Consider the following 12,230-nt stretch of genomic DNA (forward strand, 5'->3'; position numbering starts at 1 on the left):
GGCGGGTGCTGGTGGTGTCGCGCTCGCTGCGCGGCTTGCTCTTCTCCACGCGCAGCGTCTTGCTGCCGTGCTGCTTGCCGTTGAGGGCCTCGAAGCCCGGCGAGTCGGCCTCCGCGACGAACACGTAGGCGAACGTGGGGCGCAGCTCCGCGCGCACCATCTTGCCCATGGGCGCGCCTGCGTCCTCCATCGCCGTGGCGATGCTGCCCGGCCCCAGGCCATCCGCGGTGCCCAGGTTCACCCAGAGCTTCACCTCGCCCGGGCCTGCCTCCAGTGTGGCGGGCGCGGAGGCGGAGCGGCTGCCCCGCTCTCCCCGGTCCTCGCGGCGGGGCTCGTCGCGGCGCGGACGGCGCTCGCGGTCCGGGTGCTCCGCGCGCGGGGCGGCGGGACGCTCGGGGCGCTCCGTGCGCTCGCTGCGCTCCTCGCGGCGGGGGGGACGCTCGCGCTCGCGCTCGCGGTCCTTGCCCCGGCGCTCCAGGGGCTTTCGCTGCTCCACCGGCTCGCGCTTCTCCGTCTCCCCGGCGGCCTGCGCCTTCTCCATGCGCAGGTGGCTGAAGAAGTACTTGATGAGGAAGGCGATGAGGTCGTCCGCGTCGCTGCGCGTCTTGAGCTGCGACGCCAGGGGCAGGAAGCCCTCGAAGATGCTGGACCCGGTGGCCTCGCGGATCTCCCGCACGTGGCGCTCGGTCCACAGGTGCATGGCCTCTTCCGGGGCCGGCATCTCGCGCATCTCGAACTTGATGCCGTACTTCTTCTCCAGCACGGAGAAGGTCGCCAGCTCGCGCCCGGAGAAGAGGTTGATGGCGGTGCCCTTGTTGCCGATGCGGCCCGTGCGGCCCACGCGGTGCAGGTACACGGCGGGGTCCTCCGGCAGGGAGTAGTTGATGACGTACTCCAGCCCGGAGATGTCGATGCCGCGCGCCGCGATGTCCGTGGCGACCATGAAGGCCACCTCGCCGCGCTTCACCTTGCCCATCACCCGCTCGCGCTCCTTCTGCGGCAGGTCTCCGTTGAGCAGCTCCGCGTCGAAGCCGTTGCGGTTGAGCACCGCGGTCACCAGCGCCGTGTCATCCCGCGTGTTGCAGAAGATGATGGCGTTGGAGGGCTCCTCCTTCTCGAGGATGTAGATGAGGTTGCGCGGCTTGGGGAACTGATCCGACACGTCGTAGCGGATGTGGTGGATGTGCTCCACCGTGAAGACGTCGCCGGACAGCAGCAGCGTCTCCGCGTTCGTCGTGTAGCGCGCGATGAGGTTCTGGATGTCCGTGGGGACGGTGGCGCTGAAGAGCAGCACCTGACGCGTCTTCGGAAGACGGTCGAGGATGCGCGTGACTTCCTCGTAGAAGCCCTGGTTCAGCATCTCGTCGGCTTCGTCGAGGATGGCGTGGTCGCAGCCGTCCAGCTTCAGGTTGCCGCGGTTGATGTGGTCGAAGACGCGGCCCGGGGTGCCCACGATGATGGGCGTGCCCTCTTCGAGCGCATCCTCCTGCTGCTTCATGGAGGCGCCGCCGTAGATGGCCGCCACCTTCACGCCCTTGTACTTGGCGAGCGTGGTGAGCTCCTCCGCCACCTGGAGCGCCAGCTCGCGCGTGGGGCAGAGGATGAGGGCGCGCACGCGCTTCTCATCGGGGGAAATCTTTTCCAGCAGGGGCAGGCCGAAGGCGGCCGTCTTGCCCGTGCCCGTCTTGCTACGGACGATCAGGTCCTTGCCCGCCATCGCGGGGCCGAAGGCCTTGGCCTGGACAGGGGTGGGATTCGTGTAGCCGCGATCCGCCAGCGCGCGGCGGAGGGGCTCGGAGAGGTTCATGTCTTCGAAGCTGATGTCCGCGATGTACTCGCCGGGACGCGTCGTGGCTTCGTCTGGCGCCGGGGCTCCCGGCGTGGGCTCTTGGATGTCGCTCATCGGGCATGGGCATAGCCCCTGCATTACCCTCTGGCAACAATCGCGGCACTTTGGGGTATGGAGCGCGCATGGCGAATGGGAGGAAGAGAACCAATAGCCCGGCCCCCAAGGCCCGCGCGAAGCGTCCCGCGGCGCCTGCCCGCCCGAAGGCCCCCCTCGAAGAGGCCGAGGTCGAGGCCGAGGAGGGCGAGGCCCTGGTCGCGGACCCGGATACCCTGGAACCGGATCTGGCGGAGCTGGACGAGGTGGAAGCGGAAATCGAGGAAGCCGCGCCGCTCGCGCCCGTCCGGACCCCCACCAAGGCGGAGGCCGCGGCCCTGGTGCGCGCCCAGAACGCGCCCGCGCTGACCAACCGTGACCCCCTCCAGGCCTACATGGCCGAGGTGACGCGCCACGCGCTGCTCACCCGCGAGGAGGAGCACCGGCTGGCCAAGGAGTACCAGTCCACGGGGGACGTGCGGGCGGCCTACCGGCTGGTGGCCTCCAACCTGCGACTGGTGGTGAAGCTGGCGCACGAGTACCACCGCAACCCGCTGTCGCTCCTGGACCTGGTGCAGGAGGGCAACATCGGGCTGATGCAGGCGGTGAAGAAGTACGACCCGGACCGGGGCGTGAAGCTCAGCAGCTACGCCGCCTGGTGGATCCGCGCGTACATCCTCCGTTACATCATGGACAACTGGAAGATGGTGAAGCTGGGGACCACCGAGGCCCAGCGGAAGCTCTTCTTCAAGCTGCGCCAGGAGCAGGAGAAGCTCATCTCCCAGGGGTTCGAGGCCAGCCCGCGCCTCCTGGCGGAGCGCCTCAACGTCACCGAGCAGGACGTGGTGGAGATGGACCAGCGGCTCGGGCACGACGAGCTGTCCATCGACGCGCCGCTGGGCAACGACGAGGACTCGCGCACCACCCGCGCGGACCGCTACCTGCCCTCCAACGCGGTGCCCGCCGACGAGCGCCTGGGCTCCGAGCAGCTCAAGGCCCTCTTCCGGGAGAACCTGGCCGCCTTCGCCCAGACGCTGGAGGGCAAGGAGCGCTACATCTTCGAGAACCGCCTCACCGCGGACGAACCGCTGACGCTCCAGGACATCGGCGACAAGTACGGCGTCAGCCGCGAGCGCGCCCGGCAGATTGAAGCGGCCCTCATCAACCGGATGCGCGAGTACATGCGCGAGCGCATCCCGGACTTCGACCTGGTGGCGGTGCCCAAGGGCTGAGCCCAAGGGCCCCCGGGCCGCCTCCCGCCGCTACTTCCAGGGGCGGGAGATGACGCAGGCGTTGATGCCGCCCACGCCCATGGACAGCTTGCCCGAGCACCCCTCGGGCGCGGGCTCCTCGCGGTCGAACACGAAGCGGGTGTGGACCTTGCCAATCTGCTTGTTGAGCTCCGGCGCGGCCAGCGGCGTGGGGAAGACCTTGCCCTGTTCGGCGCCCAGGTACTGCGCCGTGAGCTCCCAGCCGCCGCCCGCGGACATGCCGTGGCCGAAGGTGCCCTTGCGCGCGGTGATGAGCACCGAGTCGGGCAGCACGTCGCGCAGGTTCTGCACCTCCAGGAAGTCGCCCGGGGTGGCGGTGGCGTGCAGGTCCCAGCTGCCCACGTCCGCGGGCTCGCAGCCGGCGGCGGAAAGCGCCTCGCGGATGGCCAGCGTGGGGCCTTCCTTGGACGGGGTGATGATGTGGTCGGCGTCCGCGGTGACGCCCACCGCGACGGGCTCCAGGCCCAGGGGCTTGAAGCCCTTCGCGGTGAAGTGCTCGTAGTCGCCCACCACCCACACCACGGCGCCCCCGGCGATGTGCGTTCCGCGCAGCGCGGTGAGGGGCTTGGACACGGCGGCGTCCGCGGAGATGACGCGCGCGTTGTAGAAGCCGCCCACCACCAGCGGGTTGGGCGCCGCGTCCGTCATGCCCAGCACCACCGCCTTGGCCTCGCCCAGGCGGATGGCGTTCATGGCCAGCTTCAGGCCGTAGCCGAACGACGAGCACGCGGCCACCGGCGCGAACGCCATGCCGGTGATCTGGCCCAGCATGGACACCTGCGAGGCGGGCGTGTTGTGGATGTTCCACAGCACGTTGGAGGACACCGCGTTCCAGGGCGGCTCCGGGGAGCTCCACTTCTTCTGCAGGCGCCCGTTGCGGGTGCGCTTCTCCTTGATGACGGCGAGCTTGGCGGACTCCACGTCGCCCTCGTCGGGCACGCCCATGGATTCAATCTCGCGCAGCTCCTCCAGGTACTCGCGCAGCTCCGGCGAGCGGCCGGCCCAGAAGTGCCACCAGTCGTCCTCCGCCTTGTCGCGGTCCACCTCTTCGATGGTGGAGGGCTCCGGGGGCATGCCGGGCAGGGGCTCGCGCGTCTCGCGCCACGCGCGCACGGCGCTGTTGTGTTCGGGGCTGGCCCAGAAGCGGTCCCACCGGCGCTGGGCGCGGTAGAGGTCCAGGGAGATGTTCTGGATGGTGGGCAGGTCGCCCAGGCCGGTGCCCACGTAGACGTGCGCGCGGGCCCCCAGCTCCTGGAGCTCCTTCTCGATGCCGGGGTTCTGCGACAGCGACTGGATGAAGGCGCCGATGGCGTACTGCGTGGGCTGCCCCATCTTCCGCTCCAGCTGGGAGAAGCGGCTGCCGGGGAAGCGGGCGTCGATCCACGGCTTGTAGTCGGCCAGGTTGAAGGTGGGGTTGCCGACGAGGAAGTTGTCCGGACCGAAGCCGTTGAAGGGGGTCAACCAGGTCTCGGACGACTTGAGGTTCTGGGCGAAGGCCTCGATGTTGGGGGAACGCGGGGCAACCACGCCCCAGCCGAAGATTCCGACTCTGCGCACGGGTGTTTCCTTCGCCGCCGGGGGAAGACTACAGCGGCTGGATCTTGAGGTTGTCGAAGTGGACGCGCGACTGCCAGCCCGAGAAGCCGAAGTACTGGTTGCGCGGGCCGGACAGGGGCGAGGCGTCCTGGAGGGACAGGAAGGGCTTGCCATCCACTTCCCACGACAGGAGCCCGTCCTTGCGGGTGATCTTGAAGTGGTAGTGCTGGCCGGGAGTCACCACGGCGCCGTCGCGCACCGCGCGGTCATTGGTGTGTTCGTGCTGCCGGGCGATGACGGACTGGGTGTTGCGCCAGCCGCCGAAGATGAAGACGTAGCCGGTGGCGGTGTACTGCAGGCGCGGGTCGCCCGCGTAGAAGGAGCGGCCGTCGCCCCAGGCCTCCACCTTCACGTCGCCCGCGTCGGTGTCGGACCAGGCGTCGAATTCGATGGTGGCGTTCTGGGGCAGGGGCTTCTTGAGCCACACCGGGCGGTTGCCCAGGCCCTGCACCACCAGCGCTCCGTCCTCCAGCTTCACGCCCGCCGGGTTCGTCACGTTCCAGGCGTCGCCCAGCGTGTCGCGGTTGAAGTCGTCCTCGGAGGGGCCCGGGGGAAGGGCCGGCTCCTGCTTCGCGGCCATGGTGGCGGGCATCGAGTCCGGGGTGCCCACGCGCAGGTTGTCGAAGAAGAGCTGTGACTCCCAGCCGGACAGGCCCAGGCGGTCATGCCCCTTGCCCTTGAAGGGGAACGGGTCATCCAGCTCCGCCACGAGCGTGCCGTCGATGGCCCACTTGAGCACGTTGCCGCGCCGCTCGATGCGCCAGTGGTAGACGCGGCCGGACTGCACGGGCGTGCCCACGCGGGACTCCACGCGCATCGCGGTGTCCTTCTGGAAGACGCCGGTGGCGACGAGGTCCGCGCCCTGGCCGCCGCCCCGCTCCGCGATGCGGGCCGCGCGGCGCTGGAGCGCGTCCAGGTTGGGGGCGTTGATGTCGCGCCGGGCGATGACGGAGAGGCTGTTGTTCCACCCGCCCTGCACCAGCACGTACCCGGAGGCAGGGTCGCGTCCGTTGCCGAACAGCTCCACGCGGATGTCGCCGTCGGGGTACTCCGGGCGCACGTCGAACTCCACCGCCACGTCATCCGGCAGCGCGGCCTGGAGCCACAGCGGGTTGTTCTTGGGCGCGGGGCCCAAGAGCTCCCCGCCCGTCACGCGCCAGTAGGCGCCGGTGGAGAAGAAGTCGCGGGCGACGACGGCCGGGTCGTTGAAGGACTGCGCGTAGGGGAGGGTGGCGGTGAGGTCCGCCTGTCCCCGGAAGAGCGCGTAGTGGATGAGCGGGAACTGGATGAAGACGATGATGCCGGCGAGGACGGCCCAGCCCCGGCGGGTGAGTCCGGCGGGCTTGCGCCACGCCTCGGCGGGGAGCGCCCCGGCGGAGGGCGGCAGGGGCGCTGCCGCGGGGGACTCGACCTGCTTTTCCTTGTCCTTGCGACTGGCCTGGCCCATCGATGCTCGGGGAACTCCGGGGGGAAAGGCGGCGGAATGTACGCCCCGGCCCCCCCGGCGTAAAGGATTGCCGGGCGGGGGTTACTTGACCCCCCACCGCTTCTCGAGCGCCCGCTGTTCGGCCTGGCGCTGCTTCAGCCGTTCACGCTCCGCCTTGTTCTTGTCGGACTCCTCGGGCGTGGGGCGCATGGCCAGCTGGTAGACGCTGCCGGCGAGCGCGAAGAGGAGCGCGGCGATGATGACGCCCCAGGGGCGGCTGGCCGCGGCCTCCACCAGCCCACCGAACTGGTGCAGCGCCGCGAGCGCGCCAATCACCAGCAGCCACGCGCCCGCCGCCGACGCGACGATGCCGCTCAACTGCCGGTGGAGGAACGCGCCCACGAGCCCGCCCACGAGGAAGCCCGGGGCGAAGCCGAGCAGGAAGTCGGTGGGGCCGGCGATCTCCCCCGCGAGCAGGCCCAGGGGGATGCCCAATCCCACGAAGGTGATGGCGGGCGGGAAGAGGAAGCCCAGCGCCATCAGCCCCGCGGCCACGAACGTGGGCAGGCGCGGATCCAGGTCCACGAGGCCCAGCTTCTGGGTGACGAGCCCCGTCCACACGAGTCCAATCACCGCGCCCACCGGGCCTGCGACGACGCGGAACAGCCGGCCGCCGCCCGCGAGCAGCAGCACCAGGCCCACGACGGCCACCACTGCGCCGGTCCACATGGGCAGCAGGCGGTAGATGCCCACCCAGGCCGAGGGGTTGAAGGTCTGGTAGGACTTGAGTGCCAGGAGGAAACCTTCCATGGCGCGTCATCCTACTGACAATGGCCGCTAGGAATAGCGGGTCAAGGCGAGCCCCACCAGGAGGGCGGCGCCCAGGAGCGCGAAGCCGTAGAGGGCGCGGGGCGCGGAAGTGGCGCGCAGCAGGTCTTCGGCCTGGGCGCGGTCTTCCTGGGAGAGCCCCTGAGAGGGGTCCTTCGCGAGGATGCGCCGGGCGTCCTTCCGGGCTCCCGCCACGTCACCGGCGTCCTTGCGGGCCCAGGCCGCGCGCACTTCGTCGGAGCCGGGCTCCCGGGGCGTCTGTCCGCCTTTCGCCATGGGGCGCGTCTATACCAGGGAATGTGGGCACCCGCCGACGGTATAAGCACCTCCCCATGCCCGTGCGGCCCCTCTCCCGTCGAAGCCTCCTCATCGGCACTTCCGCGCTCGTCCCGCTGCTGTCCCGGCGTGCGTCCGCCTTCGGCGAGAAGAGCCGCTTCATCCCGGCCGTGGCCCGACATGGCGGCCACTGGGACGGCCGGCTGTCCGGCCTGCGGCGGCTCGCGTGGGAGCTGCAGCGGCGCACCTCCGTGGAGGTGGTGCCGGACGCGCGGCCGTTCTCGCTGAGCAGCCCGGATCTCTTCGAGTACCCGTTCCTCTACTTCGGGGGGGACGGGGGCTTTCCGCCGCTCACCGACGCGGAGGTGTCCAACCTGCGCCGCTACCTGACGTACGGCGGCTTCGTGTTCGGGGACGCCAACGACGGCAGCGACGGGGAGGGCTTCGATGCGAGCTTCCGCCGCGAGATGGCGCGGGTGCTGCCGCAGAACCCGCTGAAGGAGGCGCCGGGGACGCACGTCGTCTTCAAGTCCTTCTTCCTGCTGGACGCGGCGCCGGGACGCCTGTTGCACAAGCCGCTTCCGCTGGTGGCGAGCGTGGGCAAGCGCGCGGCGGTGCTGTACTCGCAGAACGACGTGGCGGGCGCGTGGAGCCGCAGCGAGTCCGGCGACTACGAGTTCGACGTGTCCCCGGGCGGTGAGCCGCAGCGCGAGCTGGCGATCCGCCTGGGCATCAACCTGTGCATGTATGCGCTGTGTCTGGACTACAAGGACGACGCGGTGCACCTGCCCCTCATCCTGAACAAGCGGCGCTGACGTGTCCTGGCGCGCGACCGAATGAACTCCCCGTCCTTCAACGCGTGGAAGCTCGTCAGCCTTTCGCCCCTGCCGGTGTGGGCGCTGGTGTTGTTGGCGGTGGCGCTCGTCGCGGGCATCGCGCTGGCGGCCTGGGGCGTGCGCCGCGAGCCGTCTCGCGGGCGGCGGCTGCTCTTGTGGGGCCTGCGCCTGGGCGCGGGCGTGGCGGCGTTCTTCTTCCTCCTGGAGCCCGGCATCCGGCACCTGCAGGTGGCGCGGATGAAGAACCGGGTGGCGGTGCTGGTGGACCGCTCGGCGTCCATGAACTTCCCGACGGAGCCGGGCGGGCCCACGCGCAGCGCGCAGGTGGCGGCGTTCCTGGAGAAGGCCGCGCCCCAGTTCGCCGCCTGGCAGGACCGCTTCACGGTGGAGGTGTACGGCGTCGACCCGGAGCTGTCCCCGGTGACGACCGCGCAGCTGGGCAGCGAGCCCGCGCGCGCGGGGACGACGGACCTGCTGGCGGCGCTGCGGAGCGCGGGGGCGGCGGGGCAGGGGTCGCGCAAGCTGTCCGGCGTGCTGTTGTTCAGCGACGGCGCGGACAACGCGGAGCTGAAGTCAGGGGCGGTGGGCCGGGCGCGCGCGGCGCTCGCGGACCTGGGCGTGCCGGTGTCCACGTTCCTGGTGGGGCAGGAGGCGCTGAAGGACCTGGCGGTGGAGGGCCTGAAGGTGGACGACTTCGCCTTCGTGCGCAATTCGCTCACGGTGGAGGTGGAGATCCACGGCCGCGGCTTCGCGGGCCAGGACATCCCGGTGGTCCTCAGCCAGGAGGGCAAGACGGTCGCGAGCAAGCTGGTGCGGATGACGACCGGCGACGACGTGAAGCCGGTGTCCTTCACCTTCACGCCGGACCAGACGGGGCGGTTCGTCTACACGGTGACGGTGCCCACGTTCCCGGATGAGGCGGTGAGCGAGAACAACAGCCGTTCTTTCACGCTGAAGGTCATCCGCGACCGGGTGCGCGTGCTGCTGGTGGTGGGCCGTCCGTCGTGGGACGAGCGCTTCCTGCGGGGGCTCTTGAAGCAGGACGCGAACGTGGACCTCATCTCGTTCTACATCCTGCGCACGCTGTCGGACGACCCCGGGGTGACGAACGAGCGCGAGCTGTCGCTCATCCCGTTCCCGATGGAGGAGATCTTCGACACGAAGCTGCACACGTTCGACGTCGTCATCTTCCAGAACTTCGGGTACTCGGACCCGTCGCTGTCCATCGCGGAGTACGAGCGCAACCTGGAGCGCTACATCCACGAGGGTGGCGCGTTCGTGATGATTGGCGGCGACAGCGTGCTGGGCGAGGGGCGCGCGAGCATGCCCACGCTGATGGAGGCGCTGCCGGTGGAGGCCGCGGGGCCGGCGAACCCGGAGCCGTTCAAGCCCCGGCTGACGCCGGAGGGGTTGCGACACCCGGTGACGTCGATTGGCACGGGGGCGGCGAGCACGGAGGGCACGTGGGGCGAGCTTGCGCCGATTCCGGGCGCGAACCTGACGCGGGCGCGGCCGGGGGCGACGGTGCTGATGGATCACCCGTTCGTGACGGTGGACGGGAAGAACGCGCCGCTGGTGTCGGTGTGGGACTACGGGCGGGGGCGGGCGATGGTGGTGGCGACGGACGCGACGTGGTCCTGGGCGTTCACGGCGCACCGGGACGGGTCGCCGAACCGGGCGTATGACCGCTTCTGGGGCAATGCCTTGCGGTGGCTGGTGAGAGACCCCGACCTGACGACGCTGAAGGTGACGGCGGATCCGCCGTCGGTGGAGCCGGGGCGTCCGGTGGGCGTGGTGGTGCAGGCGCGGATGGCGGACTACCAGCCGGCGCAGGACGCGCAGGTGCGGGTGGAGCTGTTCTCGGTGGCGACGCAGAAGCCGGTGGCGGTGCAGACGGGCACCACGGGCGCGGATGGCGTGGTGCGGGTGGAGTTCGCGCCGCCGGCGCCGGGGCCGTACAAGCTGCTCGCGTCGGCGAAGAAGGGCGACACGGACCTGGGCAAGGGCGAGGACGCGGTGGCGGTGCGCGCGGTGGGGCCGGAGCTGTCGGACGCGTCGGTGCGGCCGGCGCTGATGGAGCAGATCGCGAGCATCACCGAGGGCAAGGCGTACAAGCTGCCGCAGGACGGGCTGCCGGACGTGCCGCTGTTGGATCCGCCGGTGGTGGAGGTGGGGCGCGCGAAGGACCAGCCGCTGTGGGATCGCTGGTACTACCTCGTGGCGCTCATCGCGCTGCTGGGCGCGGAGTGGTTCGCACGGCGGCGGTTCGGGTACGTGTGAGGCGGGGATTGAAGCGCCTGGTGCCTTGGCGGCGTGACTGTCGCCATGTCAGGGCGTTTCCTAAGATGGAGGGAATGATGCACTCATCTTCAGACTCGCATCCTCAGGGCCGGCCCAGGTTCGACTTCGCGGTCTACGATCGCGCCGGGCACTTGAAGGTGCAGATCGAGGCCAGGGCCCACCCTCGTGCCACCCGTTCCTGGGCGAAGCAGTTCTGGCTCGACCTGAAGGAGATGGGGCGACGCCCGACAGCGGAGATGTTCGTCTTGGTCACCCCGCTTCAGATCTACGTCTGGGAGCTTGGCAAGGTGAAGAGCGGATCGCCTACCCGAACGCTTGATGCCAGGGACCTCTTGGAGCCGTATTTCACGCGTGCCGAAATTCTCCCGGCTGAAATCAATCCTGCGGCCTTTGAAATGCTGGTGTCCTGGTGGCTCCACGATTTGGCATTCAAGGGGAGCACGAAGCAGACCCGGTCTCCCTTGTCCCGAACAGGTCTGATCCAGGCCCTCGCGGAGGGTGAAGTCGTCCGCGAGGCAGTTGATTGAGGATTTTTGTCGAGACGAACTTCGTCCTGGAGATGGCTTTCGAGCAGCCGCAGGCCAAAGCATGTGAAACGGTGCTTCGGCTTGCTGAGTCGGGGACTCTTCAGCTCGTCATCCCAGCCTTCTGCTTCATCGAACCTGCTGAGACGCTGCGCCGCAGGGCTCACGACCACAGGCAGTTGCAAGTGAAGCTTGAGGGGGAACTGGGGGTGCGGCAGCACAGTGCCAGCTTCACTGCTTCCCAACACCTTGCGTGGAGCACTGTGATTGGCTCGTTGGTCAAGAGCACACAGGATGCTGACTCGCGTGTGAAGTCGATGCGTACCCGGCTGCTCCAGTGTTCGGACGTTGTACCCGTCAGCGGCGAAGTGATTGCCCGCGCAGAGACCTTTCAGCGGGGAGACTTCGACCTCCATTTTTCGGATGCGGTGGTTCTCGCGTCCGTGATGACACACCTGGAGGATGCCTCGCAGCCCCGACGGGACTCGTTCTTCCTGAACCGCAACAAGAACGATTTCGCGTCAACCCCCATCAAGAACGTGCTGAAGCAACGGCATTGCGAGTTGAAGACGACCTTCGATGGCGGACTGGAAGCCATCCAGGATGTGCTTGGGGCTGCTCCCGGGTGACGCGCTGACTGGAGTGGTGCCCGCTCCCACCAAGGTGAGCGGGCACCGGCCAGGCAAGATGCTGACTACTGCTTCTCCGCCACGCCGCAGGCGATGCGGCCGCCGGCGTCACCGGTGGGGTCGGAGTGGTAGTCGTCCAGCTTGGCGTGCACCACGACGGCGGCGCCGTCCTTGTCGAGCAGCGACTTCACCTTGAGGCCGTGGGCGAAGAAGTCGAACTGCACCTTGCCGTCCTGCGCGACATGGAGGTTCGGCAGGTCGCCGTCGTGCTTGCCCTTGGGCGACAGCACGCCGTGCTGCTTCTTCGTCGGGTTGAAGTGGCCGCCCGCCGTCTTGAACTCCGGCGCCTCGCACTTGCCCGTCTCGTGGATGTGGATGGCGTGCTCGCCCGCAGGCAGGTTCATCAGCGAGCCCTTCACCAGCACGCCCATGGGCGCCTGCTCCATCGTCACCTCGCCCACGTCCTTGCCCTGGGCGTCCTTCAGCGTCGCCTTCACCGTGTCGCCCTTCTTGGGCGCCGGCTTCGTCCCCGCGGCCGCCGTCCCCGCGTCGGCCGGAGTCCCCGCATCCTGGGCCAGGGCGGGCGTGGTGGTCAGGGCAGCGGCAATCAACAGGGCGCGAATCGTCATGGGTTCCAACTCTCCAACAAGGGATGGGTTAC

Annotated in this window: 11 protein-coding genes; 5 read left to right on the plus strand and 6 right to left on the minus strand. The window is 69.5% G+C overall.

The window, feature by feature from the left end:
* A partial coding sequence (locus D7X12_RS16605; RefSeq protein WP_120626242.1) for a DEAD/DEAH box helicase occupies positions 1-1,903 on the minus strand: 1,903 nt, incomplete at its 3' end.
* Between the two features lie 68 nt (positions 1,904-1,971).
* Here D7X12_RS16605 and D7X12_RS16610 point away from each other — a divergent pair.
* The gene (locus tag D7X12_RS16610; RefSeq protein ID WP_120626243.1) at positions 1,972-3,114 is read left to right on the plus strand and encodes a sigma-70 family RNA polymerase sigma factor; all 1,143 of its coding nucleotides are present in this window, start codon (positions 1,972-1,974) and stop codon (positions 3,112-3,114) included.
* Positions 3,115-3,144: 30 nt separating this feature from the next.
* Here D7X12_RS16610 and D7X12_RS16615 read toward each other — a convergent pair whose 3' ends face one another.
* The 4 genes from D7X12_RS16615 to D7X12_RS16630 all read right to left on the minus strand — a co-directional run bounded on the left by D7X12_RS16615 (position 3,145) and on the right by D7X12_RS16630 (position 7,279).
* A complete protein-coding gene (locus D7X12_RS16615; RefSeq protein WP_120626244.1) occupies positions 3,145-4,710 on the minus strand; it encodes a beta-ketoacyl synthase N-terminal-like domain-containing protein in 1,566 nt (521 codons plus the stop codon).
* Between the two features lie 28 nt (positions 4,711-4,738).
* The gene (locus D7X12_RS16620) at positions 4,739-6,196 is read right to left on the minus strand and encodes a DUF6250 domain-containing protein (protein ID WP_120626245.1); all 1,458 of its coding nucleotides are present in this window, start codon (positions 6,194-6,196) and stop codon (positions 4,739-4,741) included.
* Positions 6,197-6,277: 81 nt separating this feature from the next.
* Entirely contained in the window at positions 6,278-6,985 is a 708-nt protein-coding gene (locus tag D7X12_RS16625; RefSeq protein WP_120626246.1) for a hypothetical protein, read from the minus strand.
* Between the two features lie 27 nt (positions 6,986-7,012).
* Positions 7,013-7,279: a molecular chaperone DnaJ gene (locus D7X12_RS16630; RefSeq protein ID WP_120626247.1), complete on the minus strand. Its 267-nt coding sequence runs from the start codon at positions 7,277-7,279 to the stop codon at positions 7,013-7,015.
* 56 nt (positions 7,280-7,335) lie between these two features.
* On the opposite strand from D7X12_RS16630, the gene D7X12_RS16635 reads away from it, so the two are divergent.
* From D7X12_RS16635 to D7X12_RS16650, 4 genes are all read left to right on the plus strand, one after another.
* Complete coding sequence (locus D7X12_RS16635; RefSeq protein ID WP_120626248.1) at positions 7,336-8,094, plus strand: DUF4159 domain-containing protein; 759 nt, start codon at positions 7,336-7,338, stop codon at positions 8,092-8,094.
* Between the two features lie 21 nt (positions 8,095-8,115).
* Positions 8,116-10,395, plus strand: a complete 2,280-nt coding sequence (locus D7X12_RS16640; protein ID WP_120626249.1) for a glutamine amidotransferase — start codon at positions 8,116-8,118, stop codon at positions 10,393-10,395.
* 152 nt (positions 10,396-10,547) lie between these two features.
* A complete protein-coding gene (locus D7X12_RS16645) occupies positions 10,548-10,943 on the plus strand; it encodes a hypothetical protein (RefSeq protein ID WP_147443695.1) in 396 nt (131 codons plus the stop codon).
* Entirely contained in the window at positions 10,940-11,569 is a 630-nt protein-coding gene (locus tag D7X12_RS16650; RefSeq protein WP_120626251.1) for a PIN domain-containing protein, read from the plus strand. Before D7X12_RS16645 ends, D7X12_RS16650 begins: the two co-directional genes overlap by 4 nt.
* Before the next feature lie 65 nt (positions 11,570-11,634).
* On the opposite strand, the gene D7X12_RS45060 is transcribed toward D7X12_RS16650, so the two are convergent.
* Positions 11,635-12,198: a superoxide dismutase family protein gene (locus D7X12_RS45060; protein WP_120626252.1), complete on the minus strand. Its 564-nt coding sequence runs from the start codon at positions 12,196-12,198 to the stop codon at positions 11,635-11,637.
* Positions 12,199-12,230: the final 32 nt, after the last annotated feature.

The organism is Corallococcus sicarius, from assembly GCF_003611735.1.
Lineage (GTDB): Bacteria > Myxococcota > Myxococcia > Myxococcales > Myxococcaceae > Corallococcus > Corallococcus sicarius.

Excerpts from the sequence above, each read along its gene's own strand:
- D7X12_RS16620 (WP_120626245.1), bottom strand. The coding sequence starts at position 6,196 with ATGGGCCAGGCCAGTCGCAAGGACAAGGAAAAGCAGGTCGAGTCCCCC.
- D7X12_RS16630 (WP_120626247.1), bottom strand. The coding sequence starts at position 7,279 with ATGGCGAAAGGCGGACAGACGCCCCGGGAGCCCGGCTCCGACGAAGTG.
- D7X12_RS16610 (WP_120626243.1), top strand. The coding sequence starts at position 1,972 with ATGGCGAATGGGAGGAAGAGAACCAATAGCCCGGCCCCCAAGGCCCGC.
- D7X12_RS16635 (WP_120626248.1), top strand. The coding sequence starts at position 7,336 with ATGCCCGTGCGGCCCCTCTCCCGTCGAAGCCTCCTCATCGGCACTTCC.
- D7X12_RS45060 (WP_120626252.1), bottom strand. The coding sequence starts at position 12,198 with ATGACGATTCGCGCCCTGTTGATTGCCGCTGCCCTGACCACCACGCCC.
- D7X12_RS16625 (WP_120626246.1), bottom strand. The coding sequence starts at position 6,985 with ATGGAAGGTTTCCTCCTGGCACTCAAGTCCTACCAGACCTTCAACCCC.
- D7X12_RS16640 (WP_120626249.1), top strand. The coding sequence starts at position 8,116 with ATGAACTCCCCGTCCTTCAACGCGTGGAAGCTCGTCAGCCTTTCGCCC.